This is a genomic window from Streptomyces sp. M-16, assembly GCF_052114405.1.
Taxonomy (GTDB): Bacteria; Actinomycetota; Actinomycetes; order Streptomycetales; family Streptomycetaceae; genus Streptomyces.
The window spans coordinates 85413-105082 of sequence record NZ_JBFRER010000001.1; the positions used below are offsets into that span (position 1 = coordinate 85413).

General features: G+C 70.5%; 11 protein-coding genes and 1 pseudogene. 4 read left to right on the forward strand and 8 right to left on the reverse strand.

Features of this window, described 5'->3' with window-relative positions:
• Positions 1–22: 22 nt before the first annotated feature.
• Positions 23–1384: an ABC transporter substrate-binding protein gene (locus AB4039_RS00390; protein WP_442269674.1), complete on the reverse strand. Its 1362-nt coding sequence runs from the start codon at positions 1382–1384 to the stop codon at positions 23–25.
• Between the two features lie 426 nt (positions 1385–1810).
• Here AB4039_RS00390 and AB4039_RS00395 point away from each other — a divergent pair, with 426 nt between their 5' ends.
• Positions 1811–2866: a LacI family DNA-binding transcriptional regulator gene (locus AB4039_RS00395; RefSeq protein ID WP_442269675.1), complete on the forward strand. Its 1056-nt coding sequence runs from the start codon at positions 1811–1813 to the stop codon at positions 2864–2866.
• A 105-nt stretch (positions 2867–2971) separates the two neighbouring features.
• On the opposite strand, the gene AB4039_RS00400 is transcribed toward AB4039_RS00395, so the two are convergent.
• A complete protein-coding gene (locus AB4039_RS00400; protein ID WP_442269676.1) occupies positions 2972–4732 on the reverse strand; it encodes a glycoside hydrolase family 6 protein in 1761 nt (586 codons plus the stop codon).
• A gap of 670 nt (positions 4733–5402) precedes the next feature.
• Between AB4039_RS00400 and AB4039_RS00405 the strand changes: the two genes are divergently transcribed.
• On the forward strand, positions 5403–8327 hold the full coding sequence (locus AB4039_RS00405; RefSeq protein ID WP_442269677.1) for a glycoside hydrolase family 48 protein: 2925 nt from the start codon (positions 5403–5405) through the stop codon (positions 8325–8327).
• A gap of 143 nt (positions 8328–8470) precedes the next feature.
• The gene (locus AB4039_RS00410; protein WP_442269678.1) at positions 8471–10942 is read left to right on the forward strand and encodes a glycoside hydrolase family 9 protein; all 2472 of its coding nucleotides are present in this window, start codon (positions 8471–8473) and stop codon (positions 10940–10942) included.
• Between the two features lie 417 nt (positions 10943–11359).
• Here AB4039_RS00410 and AB4039_RS00415 read toward each other — a convergent pair whose 3' ends face one another.
• The 5 genes and pseudogenes from AB4039_RS00415 to AB4039_RS00435 all read right to left on the reverse strand — a co-directional run bounded on the left by AB4039_RS00415 (position 11360) and on the right by AB4039_RS00435 (position 15387).
• Positions 11360–11608 (reverse strand): sugar-binding domain-containing protein, encoded by a 249-nt coding sequence (locus AB4039_RS00415; protein ID WP_442269679.1) that lies wholly within the window; start codon positions 11606–11608, stop codon positions 11360–11362.
• A 61-nt stretch (positions 11609–11669) separates the two neighbouring features.
• Positions 11670–11869, reverse strand: a pseudogene (locus AB4039_RS00420) (RICIN domain-containing protein); the annotation flags it as partial.
• Positions 11870–11901: 32 nt separating this feature from the next.
• Positions 11902–13344: an endo-1,4-beta-xylanase gene (locus tag AB4039_RS00425; protein WP_442269680.1), complete on the reverse strand. Its 1443-nt coding sequence runs from the start codon at positions 13342–13344 to the stop codon at positions 11902–11904.
• Between the two features lie 315 nt (positions 13345–13659).
• The gene (locus AB4039_RS00430; RefSeq protein WP_442269681.1) at positions 13660–14097 is read right to left on the reverse strand and encodes a glycoside hydrolase family 6 protein; all 438 of its coding nucleotides are present in this window, start codon (positions 14095–14097) and stop codon (positions 13660–13662) included.
• A gap of 318 nt (positions 14098–14415) precedes the next feature.
• A complete protein-coding gene (locus tag AB4039_RS00435) occupies positions 14416–15387 on the reverse strand; it encodes a glycoside hydrolase family 6 protein (protein WP_442269682.1) in 972 nt (323 codons plus the stop codon).
• Positions 15388–15657: 270 nt separating this feature from the next.
• Between AB4039_RS00435 and AB4039_RS00440 the strand changes: the two genes are divergently transcribed.
• Positions 15658–16689, forward strand: a complete 1032-nt coding sequence (locus AB4039_RS00440) for a LacI family DNA-binding transcriptional regulator (RefSeq protein WP_442269683.1) — start codon at positions 15658–15660, stop codon at positions 16687–16689.
• Positions 16690–16741: 52 nt separating this feature from the next.
• On the opposite strand, the gene AB4039_RS00445 is transcribed toward AB4039_RS00440, so the two are convergent.
• On the reverse strand, positions 16742–19480 hold the full coding sequence (locus AB4039_RS00445; RefSeq protein WP_442269684.1) for a beta-L-arabinofuranosidase domain-containing protein: 2739 nt from the start codon (positions 19478–19480) through the stop codon (positions 16742–16744).
• Positions 19481–19670 lie beyond the last annotated feature (190 nt).

The following is a 19670-nucleotide window of genomic DNA, read 5'->3' on the forward strand; positions in this document are numbered from 1 at the left end:
GGGCGGGCCGCCGCGCGCCCCGCTACTTATCGATCTTGTCGGCGACCAGCTTCTTGACGTTCTCCCAGGCCTTCGCCGGGTCGGTGCCGCGCTGCTCGATGTCGAGGATGCCGTTGTCGGTGAGGAAGGTCTTCACCTGTCCGTCCCAGCGGCTGATCGGGGCGGGCGTGATGCCGGCCGCGGCTTCCGAGTAGATCTTGCCGACCGGAGTGTCACCGAAGTACGGCAGCTTCGCGCCCTGCACCGCCGGAGAGCTGAGGGTGTCCTTGGAGGAGGGGATGTTGCCGTTCACGCCGAAGACCTTGGCGTGCTGAGCCGGAGCGGTGAGCCAGGCGGCGAGCTCGGCCGCCTCCTTGACGTGCTTGCCCGACTTCGGCACGGCGAGGAACGAGCCGCCCCAGTTCCCGGCCACGGGCGGCGCCGCGATGTCCCACTTCCCCTGGTTCTCCGCGCCCGCCTGCTCCTTGACGATGCCCGTCATCCAGCTCGGGCAGGCAACGGTGGCGAACTTCGAGTTCTTGAAGGACGCGTTCCAGGTGCCCTTCTCGTCGAACTGGCGCAGCTTCGCGGTCAGGTCGCCCTTCGCCGCCGCCACGGCGGTCTCCCAGGCCTTCTTCACACCCGGACTGTTCTCGTAGTCCAACTCGCCCTTGGCGTTGGCGTACTGGACCGGCTCGCTGGAGATCACCGCGTTGAACAGACCGCTCGCCGAGTCGTGGAAGGAGGTCCCCTCGGGGGCGCTCTTCCTGTACGTCTCGCCGGTCTGGATGAACTTCGCCCAGTCGCCCGCCCAGAGCTTGGCCACCTCGGCGCGATCGGTCGGCAGCCCGGCCTTGGCGAAGAGGTCCTTGTTGTAGCAGATGGCCATCGGGCCGATGTCCGTGCCGAGGCCGATCACCTTGCCGTCGCCGGTGGTGGCCTGCTTGACCTTCCAGTCGAGGAAGGCGCCGAGGTCCGCGCCGCCCGTCTTGCCGAGGTCGGCCCACTTGGCGGCCATGGCCGGGCCGGTCGCCTCCGCGATGTAGCCGACCTCCAGGGCCTGGATGTCCGCGAGGCCGCTGTCGCGGGAGAGGCGCAGCTTGAGGGTGTCCCAGTACTTCTGGCCGTCCGCGACGTTCGACTCTTCTATCTTGATGTTCGGGTGGGTCCTCGTGTACTCGGCGTAGAGCTTGGCCCCGGTCGCGTCGTCGTAGCCGAAGGAACCGAAGGTACCGATCCGCAGCGTGATCTGCTCGGCCCCGGCCGCGCCGTCGCCCTTGCCCTTGTCGCTGTCACCGCCGCAGCCGGTGAGCAGGGCCGTACCGGTCGCTACGACGGCGACCGCGGCGACCGCGTTGATCACGGTGCGGCGTCCGCGTCCGTGTCTGCTGCTGGAAGTACGCATTCCACTCTCCTCGTCCAAGGTGGTGCTCGTTGTGCGCCGGGGCCCGGGGGGCTGTTCGCGGCTCGGCGAGGGGCCCGCCCGGACCCGATGTGAAGGCCGTTGTCGCACCCCTGGATGGGAGCGCTCCCACGTCGTTGCCGGAAGGTTGCTGTCTGGCAGGTGCGGGTGTCAAGAGATGAACGCGAATTCATTACGCAGGAGCCTCGGGCGCGGGGGCTTCCTACTCGGGTGTGCTGCCCGTGTCAGGTTGTGAACAAGACCGTGGTGGCACGAGGGGATGGGGAGTACTGTGGGAGCGCTCCCACTTCTAGTCGGCGTAACGTGTCCCACGGCTACGGGGCGGGTGCACCGGCCTGCTTACCTGATCAGCAGGCCGGGCCCGCGCCCGGCGCGGAGTGCGATGGCACACGAGGGGAGTTCAAGAGCGTGAGCGGACGGCAGAGCGGCGGCAGGCCCACTCTGGAAGAGGTCGCGGCCCTGGCCGGTGTCGGCCGGGGCACGGTCTCCCGGGTCATCAACGGTTCGCCGCGGGTGAGCGAGCGGGCCAAGGACGCCGTGGCCCGGGCTGTCGCAGAGCTGGGGTACGTACCCAATCAGGCGGCCAGGGCGCTGGCCGGCAGTCGGACCGACGCGGTGGCCCTGGTCATTCCGGAGACCGAGGCCCGGCTGTTCTCGGAGCCGTACTTCCTCGACCTGATCCGCGGGGTCAGCGCCGAGCTGGCCGAGGCGGACAAGCAGTTGCTGCTCACCCTCGTCCGGACCGAGGCCGAGCGGAAGCGGTTCGAGCACTACCTGGCGGCCCAGCGGGTCGACGGCGTGCTGCTGGCATCGGTCCACGGGAACGACCCGCTGCCCGACCGGATCGCGCGGCTGGACCTGCCGGTCGTCATGAACGGGCGGCGTTCGGAGGCCGAGCCGGTGGCCTATGTGGACTCCGACAACATCGGTGCGGGCCGGGCGGCCGTCGCCCACCTCGCGGGGCGCGGCCGGTCCAGGATCGCGACCATCAGCGGGCCGCTGGACATGTACGTGGCCCGCGCCCGTCTGGGCGGCTACCGAGCGGGCCTCGCCGAGGCCGGAATCCAGCCCGACGAGTCGCTCGTGGCGACCGCGGACTTCACCGAGGCGGGCGGCCGGCTGGCGATGCGCGACCTCCTGGAACGCGCCCCCGGCCTGGACGCCGTCTTCGCCGCCTCCGACGTGATGGCGGCCGGCGCGCGCGGCGTGCTGCGCGAGGCCGGCCGGCGGGTCCCCGAGGACGTGGCCCTCGTCGGGGTCGACGACTCCACGGTGGCCCGTCTGATGGACCCGCCCCTGACCAGCGTGCGCCAGCCCATCGAGGAGATGGGCCGCACGATGACCCGGCTCCTGCTCCAGAAGATCGCGGAGGAGTTCGGGGCCGGCGCCGCCCCGGGGCGGGGCATGGGGGAGGAGCCGCGCCGGGTGCTCCCGACGGAACTGGTCGTGCGGGATTCCTCCTGACCCGCTCCGGCAGCCGCCGGGCGCCCCGCACCGAGCGCGCCGAGGCCCGGAGCCCCGCGGAAGGGAATGCTTCCGTAAGGCTCCGGGCTCGTCACCTGCCCTGCCTCACAGCGCCGGGTAGGCGTTCTTCATGAGCTCCTGGAACTGGGCGGAGAACCACTGGCCGGCGAGCGGTGCGTTCGGGAGGGCTCCCGACATGCTGTTGCCGTTGCGTACGTTGCCCGTGTAGGTGGGGTCGCACATCCGGTCGAATCCCTTGCCCTCGTTGTTCGGGATCTCCTTGCTCGCCCCGTCGGACTCGCCCGGGGGCTTGATCCACACGTAGGCGTCGATGCCGGCGGCCGGGGCCGCTTGCGGTCGTTCGCCGAGGCCGGCGCCGGACTGGTTGCACCAGTTGCCGAGGTGGATGCGTCGGTCGTAGCGGCCGCCGTTGACGTAGGTGTCCACGCTCGTCAGCGCGCCGGGTCCGGTCGGGCGGGCGGTGCCGCCCCAGCCGTTGCGGGAGGTGTCGATGAGCATGCCGATGTTGGTGTCGAAGCCCAGGGAGACCAGCTTGGTGCGCATGGCTTGGGCGTACGACAGCTCGTCCGTGTACCGGTTCCAGTCGACCCACTTCGACTGGCGCACGGAGGTGCCGTTGACGGAGTCCTCGATCTTGAAGTTGTCCTCTTTCAGGGCGCTGTAATTGGCGGTGTTGACGATGAAGCCGTGCACACGGGAGAGCGTGGAGCCCTCGGCGGTCGCGGCCTGCTTGAACATCTCGGCGGAGGCGCCGAAGTTGTCGTCCCAGCCGAGCCAGCCGTGATGTCCGGCGTCCACGTAGTTGTAGACGTTGGCGATCGAGCCGAGCTTGTTCAGTGCGTAGCCGACGCCCTTGATGTAGTTGCCGTTGGTCTTCATCACGTCGCAGTTGGCGGTGGCGGTGGGGCGGCCGGAGACGTTGGTGACAAGGTTCGGCAGGGAGTCGATCTCGACGGTGGTGACGATCCGCAGCCCCGAGTACTTGGGTTCGGCGAGGATCGCGGCGATCGGGTCGATGTACTGCGTCTTGTACTTGTCGATCTCGGTGGGGCCCAGTTCGCCGTTGGAGGCGAGCGCGGAGCAGTCCCGTCCGGGCAGGTTGTAGATCACCAGCTGGACGACGAGTTCGCCACTGCCCTTCTGTGTCAGGGCCGCGTCGAGGTGGTCGCGCAGACCCATCGTGCCGCTCGTGCCCGTGACGAGGGCGATGCGGTCCAGCCATACGGCGGTGGGCTGGTTGGACACCCTGGAGCCGCCCGGTTCGGCTGCGGCATGGGCGGACCACTCGGGGTTCACGTACACCTTGGCGCCGGCGTAGGGGTTGTCGACCTTGCCGCCGGTGGGCGGAGGCGTGGTCGGCGGCGTCGTGGGCGGGGTGGTGGGTGGGGTCGTCGGGGGTGTGGTCGGCGGTTGGGTCGGGTCGGTGGCGCCGTGGCAGGTGACGCCGTTGAGCTTGAAGGTCGCGGGGACGGCGTTCGTGCCGGTGTGCGAACCGTTGAACCCGAAGGAGGTCGAACCGCCCGTGGCCAGCGATCCGTTGTAGGACATGCTCTTCGCGGTCACCGCGGCCCCGGACTGGGTGATGTCGGCGTTCCAGCCCTGGGTGACCTGCTGGCCGTTCGCGTAGGACCACTCCACGGTCCAGGAGGCGACCGGATCCCCGGTGTTGGTGACGATCACGTTGGCGCCGAAGCCGGTGTTCCACTGGTTCGTGATCTGGTACTCGACCTTGCAGCCGGCGGTGGCGGCGCCGGCGCCGGTACCGAACGCCGTGGCGGTGGCGCCGGCGACCGTGACGAGACTGAGGGCCGCCAGTAAGGCGGTGCGGGGGATGGTGCGGCTCATTTCGCGGGGTTCCTTTCAGTTCGGGGTGCGCAGGCGGGTCGCGCACCCGGTGTCGAATGGGACGAGTGCCGTGGTGCGGAAGGGTGCCGTCGTACGGAGCGGGTGCGGTCGTAGGAACCGGGCCGTGGCGCGGTCGATGAGCCCGTGTCCGCAGCTGTGCTCGCCGCTCTCGCCCGCGGCCGGGGGGCCGGTCCGCGACCGGGGCGAGGGCGGGGAACGGGTGAGGCACTGGCTCGGGCCGTTGTGGGCGATCCCGGGGACCGGCAGGAAACTGCGGGCCCCGGTCGCATGCACGGCCTCCACCAGGTCCTGCGTGCCGGCGACCGTGGCCGGGGCCGGCAGGTACCGCCGTCGCGCGAGGTCGGCGCTGCTTCGCCGAGCAGTGCCGACAGGCGCGGGATATCGATGAGCGAGTCCTTGCAGCGAGTTGCCGCCCTGACGGCGCGCCGATGCGTGGAACCGCTCCCACTGGTTGGGGCCAGACCGTAGCGCCAAGAGCCGCCAAGCAAAAGAGGAGTTGAGTAAATTCCTCGCAGATTGCTGTCGCTTCTTCACGCGTCTTGACGCCGTCGCGACACGTCTGCACAGTGGGAGCGCTCCCACTGTTCGGAGCCCGTGCGCAGCCGCTTCTCCCATCCCGTCTCCCCGAGCCGCGAGGAGAACCATCCGCATGCCGTCACATCCCCCACCCGGATCCGCCGGACGACGCAAACTGCCGACCGCGTCCGCCATGGCCGTGGCCCTCTCCCTCCCCCTGGGCCTCACGGCCGTCGGCACCACCACCGCCGCGGCCGCGGCGGTGCAGTGCAGCGTCGACTACAGGACCAACGACTGGGGTTCGGGCTTCACCGCCGAGCTCGCCCTCACCAACCGGTCCGCGACCGCCCTCGACGGCTGGACCCTCACCTACGACCACTCCGGCAACCAGCAGCTGACCAACGGCTGGAACGGCACCTGGACCCAGTCCGGCAAGAGCGTCCGCGTCTCGGCCCCGGACTGGAGCAAGACCGTCGCCGCGGGTGCGGCCGTCACCGTCGGCGCCCAGTTCAGCTACAGCGGGACCAACGCCGCCCCCACTTCCTTCGCCGTCAACGGCACCCCGTGCACCGGCGCCCACCAGCCCCCGGTCGCCGTCCTGACCAGCCCCACCGCGGGCGCCGTCTACACGGCCGGCACTCCCGTCCCGCTGGCCGCCACCGCCGCCGCGGCCGACGGCGCCACCGTGGGCAAGGTCGAGTTCTACAGCGACACCACGCTCCTGGGCACGGACACCACGGCACCCTTCACCCTGGATGCCACCGGCCTCGCAGCCGGTTCCCACTCCCTCTACGCCAAGGCCTACGACAGCCTCGGGGCCTCCGCCGAGTCGGCCCCCGTCGGYATCACCGTCGCCGCGGGCCCCGCGCTCGTCGCCACCCCCGCACAGCTCTCCGTACGCCGTGGGGAGACGGGCGCCTTCGACCTGAAGCTCTCCAAGCAGCCGGCCGCGAACGTCACGGTGGGCGTGGCCCGCACCTCGGGCAACACCGACCTCACCGCAGCACCTGCCGCGCTCACGTTCACCCCGGCGAACTGGAACACGGCCCAGAAGGTGACGGTCACCGCCGGGACCACCGGCAGCGGGTCCGCCGTCTTCACCGTGACCGCCCCCGACCACGCGAAGGCCGAGGTGACGGTCGCCGAGCTGGCCGCCGACTCCACGTACGACGCCCGCTTCCTCGACCTCTACGCGAAGATCACGAACCCGGCCAACGGCTATTTCTCGCCCGAGGGCATCCCGTACCACTCCGTCGAGACGCTGATCGTGGAAGCCCCGGACCAGGGGCACGAGACGACCTCGGAGGCCTACAGCTATCTGATCTGGCTGCAGGCGATGTACGGGAAGATCACCGGGGACTGGACCAAGTTCAACGGCGCGTGGGAGACCATGGAGAAGTTCATGATCCCCACCCATGCCGACCAGCCGACGACCGGCTCCTACAACGCCTCCGAACCCGCCACCTACGCACCCGAGCAGGACCTCCCCTCGCAGTACCCGGCCAAGCTCGACGGGGGAGTCGCCGCCGGCGCGGACCCGATCGCCGGTGAGCTGAAGGGCGCGTACGGCACGGACGACATCTACGGCATGCACTGGCTCCAGGACGTCGACAACGTGTACGGCTACGGCAACGAGCCCGGAAAGTGCTCCGCCGGACCGACCGCGACCGGGCCCTCGTACATCAACACCTTCCAGCGCGGACCCGAGGAATCGGTGTGGGAGACCGTTCCGCACCCCACCTGCGACACGTTCGCCTACGGCGGTAAGAACGGCTATCTCGACCTCTTCACCGGGGATGCCTCCTACGCCAAGCAGTGGAAGTTCACCGATGCCCCGGACGCCGACGCGCGTGCCATCCAAGCCGCGTACTGGGCCGACATCTGGGCCAAGGAGCAGGGCAACGGGACCCAGGTCACCGCGACCGTCTCCAAGGCGGCCAAGATGGGCGACTACCTGCGGTACTCCATGTTCGACAAGTACTTCAAGAAGGCCGGGAACTGTGTCGGCCCGACCGTCTGCCCCGCCGGCACCGGCAAGGACAGCGCGCACTACCTGATGTCCTGGTACTACGCCTGGGGCGGTGCCGCCGACACGTCGGCCGGCTGGTCCTGGCGGATCGGCTCCAGCCACGCGCACAGCGGATACCAGAACCCCCTCGCCGCCTTCGCGCTCAGCGCGTACGCCCCGCTGAAGCCCAAGTCGCCGACCGGCGCAACGGACTGGGCGACCAGCCTCGACCGGCAGCTGGAGTTCTACCGCTGGCTCCAGTCCGACGAGGGCGCCATCGCGGGCGGCGCCACCAACAGCTGGCAGGGGCGCTACGCACAGCCCCCGGCCGGGACCCCCACCTTCCACGGCCTCTTCTACGACGAGAAGCCGGTCTACCAGGACCCGCCGTCCAACCAGTGGTTCGGCTTCCAGGCCTGGTCCATGGAGCGGGTCGCCGAGCTCTACGAGCAGACGGGCGACGCGGGCGCCAAGGCCGTGCTCGACAAGTGGGTCGGCTGGGCCCTGTCGAAGACCACGATCAACCCCGACGGCACCTACCGGATCCCCTCCACCCTCAAGTGGTCCGGAGCCCCGGACACCTGGAACGCGTCGGCTCCCGGCGCCAACACGGGCCTGCACGTCACCGTCGCCGACTACACCGACGACGTGGGCGTGGCCGCCGCATACGCCAAGACCCTGACCTACTACGCCGCGAAGTCCGGGAACGCCGAGGCCAAGCGCGTCGCCAAGGCCCTGCTCGACGGCATGTGGGCCCACCACCAGGACCCGCTGGGCCTCTCCGTCCCGGAGCCCCGCACCGACTACAAGCGCTTCAACGACCCGGTGTACGTGCCCAGCACGTGGACCGGAAAGATGCCGAACGGCGACGCGGTGAACTCCTCGTCCACCTTTGCCTCGATCCGTGGCTTCTACAAGAACGACCCGGCCTGGCCGAAGGTCGAGGCCTACCTCGCGGGCGGCGCCGCGCCCGTCTTCACCTACCACCGGTTCTGGGCACAGGCGGACATCGCCCTGGCCATGGGCTCGTACGCGGAGCTGCTCGAATAACAGAGCGCCCCGCCCGGAGACGCTCCGCGTACGACGAGGCCACGCACCGCCTCACGGTGCGGCGACCTGCGGCAGGCTGCCGACGACCCGCTCGATTGCGAGCGCTCCCACTGTGCCCCTCATCCACCGAGGAAGGCTTCACCGTGCCTCCTGTCACCTCCGCCCGCGGCGTGCCCCGTCGCGCGGCCGCCGTGCTCGCCGGCTTCGCGCTGGCGGTCGGCGGCCTGTCCGCGACCGCCCTGACCGTTCCGGCCGCAGCTGCCGCCACCGTGGCCGCCGCTGCCGACTCGCCCGTCCGGGTCAACCAGCTCGGCTACCTGCCCGACGGCCCCAAGCGGGCCACCGTGGCCAGCTCCGCGACCGCTCCGCTCGCCTGGCAGCTGCGCGACGCCTCCGGTGCGGTGGCCGCTTCGGGCGCCACCGCGGTGCGCGGCGCCGACCAGGCGTCCGGCCAGTCCACGCACCTGGTGGACTTCGGCGCGTACACCGGCACCGGCACCGGCTTCACCCTGGTCGTCGACGGCCGGACCAGCCACTCCTTCGACATCTCCGCGTCGCTGTACGACGGACTGCGCGCCGACGGCATGTCGTTCTTCTACCAGCAGCGCAGCGGCATCGCGATCGACGCCGCCCTGGTGGGCGGCAGCGCGTACGCCCGCCCCGCCGGGCACCTGGGCGTCGCCCCGAACAAGGGCGACACCAGCGTCCCCTGCCAATCCGGCGGGTGCGACTACCAACTGGACGTGCGCGGCGGCTGGTACGACGCAGGCGACCAGGGCAAGTACGTGGTCAGCGGCGGCATCTCGGTCTGGGAGATGGTCAACTCCTACGAGCGGGCGCGCCGTTCGGGCGGCGAAGCGGCTCTCGGCGATGCGACGCTGCGGGTGCCGGAGCGCGGCAACGGGACGCCGGACGTGCTGGACGAGGCCCGTTGGGAATTGGAGTTCCTGCTGCGGATGCAGGTCCCGGCCGGGAAGCCGATGGCCGGGATGGCCTTCCACAAGGTGCACGACGCCAAGTGGACCGCCTTGCCGACCCGGCCTGAACTGGACGCCGAACAGCGTGAGTTGCACAAGCCGTCGACTGCCGCGACGCTGAACCTGGCGGCCACGGCCGCGCAGTGTGCCCGGGTCTACGCGCCGTACGACGCCGCGTTCTCCGCGCGCTGCCTGGATGCGGCCCGCCGGGCCTGGACGGCCGCCAAGGCCAATCCGAACGTGCTCGCCCCGGCGAGTGACAGCACTGGCGGCGGTGCGTACGAGGACGCCGACGTCTCCGACGAGTTCTACTGGGCGGCGGCGGAACTCCTGGCCACCACCGGCGAGTCCCAGTACCGGGACGCCGTCACCTCCTCCCCGCACCACGCCAAGCCCGTCGACGCGTTCTGGTGGGGCGGCACCGCGACGCTCGGCCGCATCACCCTCGCCACCGTTCCCGGCGTGAGCCTGCCCGCCGACGACGTGGCGCGGCTGCGCGGCCTGCTGACCACGGCCGCCGATGGCCACCTGTCCACCATGTCCGGACAGGGCTACGCGGTGCCGCTCCCCGCCACCGGGTACGTGTGGGGCTCCAACAGTTCCGTGACCAACAACGCGATGGTGCTGGCCGTCGCGTACGAGATCACCGGGCAACAGCGGTACCGGGCCGGAGCGTTGGAGACCTTGGACTACCTGCTCGGCCGTAACGCGCTCGACCTCTCCTATGTCACCGGCTACGGCGACCGCTATTCCGAGAACCAGCACCACCGGTTCTGGGCGCATCAGAACGACGCCTCGCTGCCGCACCCGCCTGCCGGTTCCTTCGCGGGCGGGCCGAACGCCGGGCTGGAGGACCCGGTGGCCAAGGAGAAGCTGGCGGGCTGCGCACCGGCGGCGTGCTACGTGGACGACATCGGCTCGTACTCCACCAACGAGGTGGCCATCAACTGGAACGCCTCGCTGGCCTGGCTGGCGGCCTTCGCGGCAGAGCGGCGCGGCGCCCCGGCGGCGCCCGTGGTCCAGGTGGCGCCGGCGGCCGTGACGGTCCCGGAGGGCGGCTCGGCGACGGTGGGCGTGCGGCTCTCGGCCGCRCCCGCGCAGAACGTCACCGTGACGGTGGCCCGGAACTCCGGCGACGAGGACCTGTCGGCAGCCGCGACCCTGCTGTTCACCCCGGCCGACTGGGCCAGGGGGCAGCAGGTTTCGGTCCTCGCCGCACAGGACGCCGACGCGTCGTCGGACAGCGCGACGTTCACGGTGCGTGGTCCTGGCGTCCAGTCGGCGACGTTCACGGCGACGGAGGCGGACGACGACGCGTCGGCGGCCGCCTGCACGGTGGCGTACCGGATCGACAACGCCTGGGGCAACGGTTTCACCGCGACGGTGACCCTGAGGAACACCGGAAACTCGACGATCTCCGGCTGGACCCTCGGCTGGAGCTTCGCGGGTGATCAGCGGATCAGCAACGGCTGGAACGCCACGGTGACCCAGTCGGGCAGCACGGTCACCGCCCGGGACGCCGGGTGGAACGGCACAGTGGAGCCCGGCGGCAGCGTGGGCTTCGGCTTCCAGGCGACGTATTCGGGCACCAACGCCATCCCGGCGCGCTACACGCTGGGCGGTGCACTCTGCTCCTGAACGATCGCCACGCCCTGCCCGCCCGCCGCACCGGAATCTCTGGTGCGGCGGGCCGCTCCCGGTGGGCTCAGCTCTGCCGGCCGGTCGAAGCGGCCGGGACGGAGCAGTATGTGCTCGCCCTCGACGCGGGCCGGGCCGGGCGGGCCGACCGGCCGGTACATCTGGCCGAGTAGGCGTCGTGCCGGCGAGGGTGGTTGCAGGGGTTGCGCTGCCAGGGCTCCGGGCCGGGCCCGACCCGCAGCACCCCGGCCTCGTCGACGGCCACGCTGCGGAACCCGGAAGACGAACTCGGCCCCGACCGGCCGGTCGTGGATCCCGAGGGCCGGGACGTCGATCCGCACCGGCGCGTCCGCGTCGGCCTCCACCCGTAGACGTCCCGCACCGCCGGCACGTTGCGGCCGGGCCGCAACTGCTCGGTCACGTCGAACTCGGCCGGCAGACGGCCGGCGTGCCCGCCCAGGTGGCGGGCAGGTCGAAGGTCCGGCGGTAGTCCCCGGTCTCGTTCTCGTCCGGGACGAAGGGCGGGTCGACCGGAATCGGGTAGGCGACGTTGACGTGGATGGGCCGGCCGTAGCCGTGCAGCTGCCAGTGCGAGGGGACGCGAAGGGCGTCCCATGAGCGCGCGCGACCGTACCATCGAAGGTGTCTTGCGGGAAGCGCTGCCATCGGTGGACGACGACGGAGTGGAGCCAGGATGATCCCGGCTCCACTCCATGGTGCGGGCGTGTCACTGGTACTGTGCGAAGAACCTCCAGATCTCGCCCTTCGCCCAGGTGGTGACGCCGCTCTCGTGGGGGAGCCGTCGACCGGACCGGGCAAGTGGCCTCCGTCGTACGCGGCCCATTGGACCGGGTACCCGGTACGGCAGTCCGAGCAGGTGGTGGTGAGGTGCGTCCGGCTGCCCGGCGCGGGCTCGCGCGGGCTCTTCACAGGTCACACCCTTTCGCCGTCGCAGGTCGTCAGGTGCGGGTCCAGCGCTGGTTGCTGCCCCCGGAGCAGGAGTAGAGCTGGATCCGGGTGCCGTTGGCGGCGGCGTTGCCGGCGGCGTCCAGGCAGAGGCCGGACTGGACTCCGACGATGGATCCGTCGGAGTTGAGGCGCCACTTCTGGTTGTCGCCGCCCCAGCAGCTGTAGATCTGGACCTTGGTGCCGTTGCCGGTGCCGGCGGCGTCCAGGCACTTGTCGCCGTAGACCTTGAGCTCGCCCCCGGCGGTGTAGGACCACTGCTGGTTGGTGCGGTTGTTGCAGTCCCACAGGTTGAGCTGGGTGCCGTCGGTGGTGCCGGCACCGGGCACGTCCAGGCAGCGGCCCGAACCGACGCCCTTGACCTGTCCGGAACCGGGCGTGGGGGTCGGAGTGGGGGTGGAGGAGCCGGCGTTGAGCACGTTGAGCACGGAGGTGTAGGCCGGCTTCTTGTTGCCGTTGCCGTCGAACAGCAGCGGCGACTGCTCCGACCGCCAGGAGTCGGTGTCGCGCACACCCCAGACGGTGATGCCGAGGCAGCGCGGGACGGCCAGGCAGTCGTTGGTCACGTTGGCGTAGGTCGTGGCCGAGGCGCCCTGGATGTCGAGTTCGGTGACGGCCACGTCGACGCCGAGGGCGGCGAAGCTCTGCAGGGTGGTGCGGAAGTTGCTGTTGTACGGGCTGTCGTTGTTGAAGTGGGACTGGAAGCCGACGCAGTCGATCGGCACTCCGCGCTGCTTGAAGTCCCGGACCATGGCGTACACGGCCTGGGTCTTCGCCCAGGTCCAGTTCTCGACGTTGTAGTCGTTGTAGCAGAGCTTGGCGGCCGGGTCGGCGGCGCGCGCGGTGCGGAAGGCGACCTCGATCCAGTCGTTGCCGCTGCGCTGCAGGTTGGAGTCGCGCCTGGCCCCCGAACTGCCGTCGGCGAAGGCCTCGTTCACGACGTCCCACTGGACGATCTTGCCCTTGTAGTGGGCCATCACGCCGTTGATGTGGTTGGTCATCGCCTGGCGCAACGCGCTGCCGCTGAGGTTCTGCATCCAGCCGGGCTGCTGCGAGTGCCAGGCCAGGGTGTGGCCGCGTACCCGCTTGCCGTTCTGCACCGCCCAGTTGTAGACGCGGTCACCTGCGGCGAAGTTGAACTGGCCCTGCTGGGGTTCGGTGGCATCGATCTTCATCTCGTTCTCGGGCGTCACCATGTTGAACTCGCGGCCCGCGATCGTCGTGTACGCCGAGTCGCCCAGCCTGCCCGAGGCGACGGCGGTGCCGAAGTAACGGCCGCTCTGCGCGGCCGCGCCACCGAGCGTGCTCTCGGCGGCGTGCGAGGTGAGCGGAGCCACCAGGATGGCGGCCGAAGCGAGGGCGCCGGCGACCAGCGCCGTACGAAGAACGCCGATCTTCCGGCGGGCGGTGGATGGGGGAATGGCATTCGAGCCCATGAAAGAGCCTCCAGGACAGAAATCACGGAAGGATGGGAACGCGGCAGGGGGAATCCGTGTGAACGACTCCGCGTCCATGGGGAAAGGACGCTCACCGTCGGGGCGTAAAGATCCAAGGCCGGAACCCGGCACCCGGACACAGACGGGGGGTATCGCCTCGGGCTTCAGTCTGGAAACACGACAGAAACATGTCAAGACTTTCGAAAGGCTTTCGAGAATTTGGCCCCTCTGAATAGCTCAATGGCCGCTTTTCATAGAGCGATCCTCATCGAAAATATTTCGATGAGGATCGCTCGACTGGGCTGCTGCTGAAACTCAGGCGAAATCAGCGCGGGCCGTGTTGAACTCCAGTGCGGGGGCGGCGTTCCGAACGAGGGACTTGGCCTGCTCCGGCCACCACACACCGGCTGCGGGATCGACGACGCCGTACTCCGGGTCGATGGTGCCGCCCGGGATGCTGCGGTTGCACTGGCCGTCGGACTGGCCGACGGTCTTGATCCACAGGTAGGCGTCCACGAGCGGGACGCGGGTGTTCGCGGTCGGCCGGGCCCCGATGCCGCGACCGGGAGCGTTGCACCAGGTCTGCGGGTCGCCGCTGTACTTGCCTGCGGGCGGGGTGGCGCAGCGTCGGCGACGTCCGCTCCGCCCGGCGCACCAGGTCGCGTACGCGGGATTCGACCTGCTCCGGGGTGCCGTCGGTGAACCAGGCGGCCTCCGGCCAACTGGCCGGCTTCGCCATGGACTTGGCGCCATCGAAGTCCCGGTGGAGGAGGTCGGTGACGGCTTGGTGGGCCGCGTCGCTGTCGGGATCGACGTAGAAGCGGGTGCTCGCGGGAAGCGTGTGGGAGGCCGGCGCGGAGCTCGATCGGGCGGAGGCCGGGGCGAGGGCGCCGAGGAGCAGCGTGAGCGCGCTCGCTGCCAGGACTAATCGGAGGGAGATGCGCACGGGCCTTCGGTGGGGGTGCTCGGGTGCCGGGCCCACCGCGCCTCGCCGGCCGCCCGGCGTCGGACCGCGGAGCTCGCCCCGGCGCCTGGGCCCGGCCTTCGGGGAGGGAAGGGGGTGGGGGCGGGTCAGTAGCCGTAGATCATCTTGTAGGCGACCTCCGGCAGGAACTGTCCGGCCGAGGAGCCGGCCCCGACGCCGCAGTTGCCGTCGGACTCGCCGGGGACCTTGATCCACAGCAGCATCTCGGCACCGCCGCCGCGCTGGGTGGGAGTACCGATCCGGCGGCCGGCGGGGTTGCACCACTGGCCGTCGGAGCCGTTGCCGTTGCGGCTGGTGTCGACGACGAACGGCTTGGTGTAGCCGTAGGAGGCCAGGGCGGAGTTGACCGCGTTGCCGTAGGAGGTGTTCTGGTCGGTGGTGAAGTAGTTGGAGACGTTCAGTACGAAGCCGCGCGCCCCGCTGACCCCGGCGGCGGCGAGCTGCTGCGCCATGGTCGACGCGCCGATCCAGCCGGGGTTCCCGGCGTCGAGGTAGACCCAGGTGTTGGGTGCCTTGGCGTTGAACTGGGCGATCGCGTTCTTCAGCATGGCGTTGCGCTCGGCGATCTGAGCGGCTGTCATGCAGCTTTCGTGGCCGAGCGCGTCGGGTTCCAGGACGACGACGGCCGGGCGRCTGCCGATGCCACTGGCGAAGGCGGCGATCCAGGCGTCGTACGCGGCGCGGCTCCCGGCGCCGCCGCCGGACTGACCGGCGCAGATGTCCCGGTTGGGGATGTTGTACGCGACCAGGACCGGCAACTTGTCGTAGGAGTCCGCGCGGCCGACGTAGGCCCCGGTGGCGGCGCCGATGTCGCCGCTCCAGTTGCCGAACCAGCGGGCCGCCGGGGTGTTGGCGATGGATGTCCGGATCGCCGCCGCCCGACCGTCGCCGGGGTTCGCGTTGGTCCACCGCAGGGCGGAGTTGTCGGGGTCGGTGTAGAAGCCGCTGGTCATGGTGGTCGGGTCGGCGGCGTACGCCGGGCCGGCGTTGATCAGGGCGAGACCGGCGGTGAGGGCACCGGCCAGCAGGGCGGACGCGGCTCGGACGGACTTGCGCATGGTTCTTCCTCCGGTGGGGGTGGGGAAGTGGAAGCGCTTCCAGTTGTGGCGTGGGGTCGGATCGCGCTGAGGGGATGATTGGGGCCGTCGTCGGGGTGTGTCAAGTGGTTGAACACGGGAGTACCGGCGTCGTCCGGGATGGCGTCATTGGTTGGAAGCGCTACCGGATCGAGACCAAGGACGGCATCCGAGTGCAGGTCCGAAGCCGGGCGGTGCATGGAATCATGGCCGCTGTTCGCCGTCCGCATGAGCCCGAGGAGCAGTTCTTCCATGGAGCCGTCACCCAAGCGCGTGCCGACCCTCGACGAGGTGGCCGCACGCGCCGGTGTGTCGCGCACGGCGGCCTCCCGGGTGATCAACAACGCCCCGCACGTCAGCCGCGCCAAGCGGGAGGCGGTCCAACGGGCGGTGCGCGAGCTGGATTTCGTGCCCAATCCGTCCGCGCAGGCCCTAGCGAACCGCAGGGTCGGAGCGGTGGTGCTGGCGCTCTCCAGCGACGAACCGGGGCTGTTCGCGGACCCGTTCTTCGCGGAGGTCATCGTCGGCGTCAGCGCGGCGCTGGAGCAGACCGAACTGGAACTGATCCTGCTGCTGGCCAACACCCCGCGCGGCCGGGAGAGGTTCGAGCGGCTGTTGCGCTCCCGCCGGGCCGACGGAGTCATGCTGATGGCGCTGCGGGGCGACGATCCGCTGGGCCGCCTGGGCGAGGAGGTCGATCTGCCCGTCGTCTTCGGCGGACTCCCGCTCGTCGGGGAGCCCACGTGGTACGTGGACGCCGACAACCGGGGCGGTGCCCGCCTGGCCGCCGAGCACTTCGCGCGCACGGGCCGCCGACGGCCCGTCATGATCACCGGCCAGGTGGACGCCAGGGCCGCGGTCGCGCGGGAGCAGGGGTTCGCCGACGGTCTGACCTTGTCCGGCCTGCCCCTGCTCGGGGTCGAGCCCGGGCAGTTCACCGAGGAGGGTGGAGCCGAGGCGATGGAGCGGCTGCTCCGGGCGCACCCCGCTCCCGACGCGGTGTTCGCGGCCTCCGACGCGATGGCCGTCGGCGCTCTGCGCACCTTGCGGGAACGGGGGCTCCGGGTGCCCGAGGACGTCGCGGTGATCGGCTTCAACGACCTGGCGAGCGCCCGGCACACCAGCCCGCCGCTGACCACGGTCCATCAGCCGGTACGGGCGCTGGGGCAGGAGATGGCCAGGATGCTGGTCAGTGTCATCGAAGGACACCGCCCCAGCCCGTTGATCCTCCCGACCCGCTTGACCGTGCGCGAGTCCGCCCCCGATCTGCCCGCGTCCGCCTGACCGGCGGGCGCCTGCGGCAGGGGCGGCCCCATCGGACACCCCCGGCGCGGGGTCAGATGAATCGCCACAGGTGGTCGTTGGTGCCGTTGTCGTCCCAGAGGACGGCCTGTGCTCCCTGGGCGGTGGAGGCGCCGGAGACGGCGAGGACGCGGCCGCTGTTGGCGCACTGGATCCTGAAGGTGTCGCCGCCGCCGTGGCGCAGGCGCCACCGGTGGTCGGCGGTGCCGTTGTCCGCCCACTGGACGATCCGGGCGCCGTTGGCGGTGCCGCCGTTCTCCACGGCGAGGACCTTGCCGCTGTGGGAGTTGCGCAGGCGCAGGTGGCCGTCGGTGTCGACGACGGCCGTCCAGAGGTGTTCGGCGGTGCCGTTGTCGTCCCACTGGACGGCGAGGCCGCCGTCGGCGATGGACATGTCCCGCACACCGAGTACCCGCCCGCTGGCGACGTTCTGGATGCGCCTGGCGCCATCGGGGACGAACTGCCACTGGCCGGCGGCGGCTCCGGTGTCGGGCACCTGTACGGCCGCGGCGCCGTTGGCGGTGGCGCCGCCTTCGATGCCGAGCAGCTTGCCGGTGTGGACGTTTTGAAGCTTGTGGTAGCCGTTGCCGGCGTCGACGACGGTCCACCGGTGGTCGGGGGTGCCGGTGTCGCCCCACTGGAGGATCGGGGCGTTGTCGGCGGTGGACATGTCCTTCACGCCGAGGACCTTGCCGCTGTTGAGGTTGCGCAGCCGCAGTGCGGTGCCGTCGACGAGGAGGAGCCAGTCGTGGTCGGCGGTGCCGGAGTCGGTCCACTGCAGAGCGAGACCCCCGTCGGCGGTGGACATGTCACGGATGCCGAGGACGAGTCCGCTGGCCGCGTTGACGAGACGGAAGCCGGGGGTGTCGGTCCGCCAGTAGACGGTGTAGTTGAAACCCTGGGCGTCGTGGAAGGGGGCGAGGTCGACCTTCGTCCCGTTGGCGGTGGCCGTGAAGGCGAGGGCGGTGCTGCTGGTCCGGGTGATCGAGGAGGGGTCCAGGGCCGGGAGGGAGGACAGTTTGGTGCTGCCGTAGTTGCCGGCGAGGACGGCGGGGCCGTAGGTGATCGCCGCGACACCGGGGCTGTCGTTGGCGGCCTGGAGGGCCGCGCGCATGGGGAGCTTCACGGTGACGGTATCGCCGGAGGCCCAGGACCGGGTGAGCGTGGCGTAGGTGCCCGGACTGGCCGTGACGGTCTGGGCGACGCCGTTGACGCTGAGGGTGGCGCCCGAAGCCCATCCGGGGATGCGGACGCGCATCGACCAGGTCCCGCCGACGCCGACGCCGACGCCGCCGGTGACCTTGATCGTCGTGGTGTCGTCGGCCGGGTAGGAAGTGGTCTGGGTGACGGTGATGCCTCGCTGGGTCCACTCCAGGACGGAGGGGAGGAACAGGTTCACCGTGAGGGTGGTGCTGCCGTCGTGGAAGTAGATGGAGTCCATCAGCTTCGTGTTGGACTCGATGCCCGTTCCCTGGCAGCACCAGAACGTGTCGTAGTCGGTGCTCCAGGTGCCGCCGCCCCACGCCGGGCCCTTGCCGCGGCGGCCGCCCGGGTTGAGGGGGGTGAAGTAGGTGACGTGCCCGTGCGGGTCGGCCGGGTTCTGGGCTCCGATGACGTGGTTGATCAGGGCCTTCTCGTAGAAGTCGAAGTACGACGCCCGGCCGGGGTCCAGCTGCCACAGTTCTCGGGTCAGCTTGAGCATGTTGTACGAGTTGCAGAGCTCGCAGGTGTCGGCGACGAGGAAGCCGGAGATAACGTTCGGGGCCCGGAAGTGTTCCGCCTGGCTGTTCCCGCCGATGGCGTAGGTGTGCGAGGTGGTGCAGATCGTCCACGCGTTGACGGCGATGTCGCGGTAGCGGGTCGTCCCGGTGGCCTTGTACTCGCGGACGGCTCCGATCCACTTGGGTACCTGCGTGTTGGCGTGCAGCCCGTTCAGTTGGTCCAGGTTCGCGGCGAGGGGGTCGAAGACCGCCGCATGGTCGAACCGCTGCGCGGTGGTCAACCAGCGTGCGTCGCCGGTCTGTTGGTGGAGATCGGCCAGCACCTCGTTCATGCCGCCGAACTCGACGCCCATCAACGACTGCATCGTGCTCCGGCTGAGCGCGGCGGTGCGCCGGTCGACCCAGTCCGCGAGCGCGAGGAGCACGTCGCGGGCCTGCGTGTTGCCGATGAGGCGCCATACGTCGAGCAGACCGGCCATGGTCTTGTGGACGCAGTAGTACGGGACGTTCCCGTTCTTCAGCGTGCCCGCTTCGAGGTTGGTGAAGTCGGCCTCGGGGAAGCCCGACAGGTAGCCGGCGGAGAAGCCCGCGGTGGAGTTGTTGGCCTGGCACTCGGCGAGTTCGGCCACCATACGGTCGGCCTTGTCGCGGCAGGTGGTGTCCCCGGCCGCGGCGTAGGCCTGGGCCCATGCCGTGAGGAAGTGGCCCTGCACGTGGGTGCGGAAGGGGAACGCCGGGTCGTCCCATCCTCCGTTCGGGGCCGCGGCGTTGGTGGAGAGCCGGTGGTTGGAGCGGAAGTTGTACAGCAGGCGGTCGACGTCGATGAAGCGGAGATAGGCCAGGGTGCGGTTCTGATTGTCGAGCCAGCGGCTGCTGGTGAGCCGGACCTGGCCCAGACCGAACGGGAACGCCGACACTCCGACGTCGGACCTGACCGGGGGCGTCTGCGCCGCCGCGGAGACGGTGTCCAGTACGGGGCCGACAGCTGCGGCCAAGGCCGCGACGCCGGTCGCCTTGATCATGGAGCGGCGGCTGAAGGGCGGAACCGGCATGGCGAACTCCATGGTCCGTGGGGGGTGAGGGCGCCGCGCACAAGGGCTGTCGAGCCTCGACAGGTGGCAGCGAGGTCGGCGCGGCGGCCGCCTGCTGGGCACGAGTGTTAACGCTCACAATTGGCGTGTCAATACTTTCGACGGGCGGCGGCGACAAGACCGTCCCGCGCACCGCGCGCAGCCGGTCCAG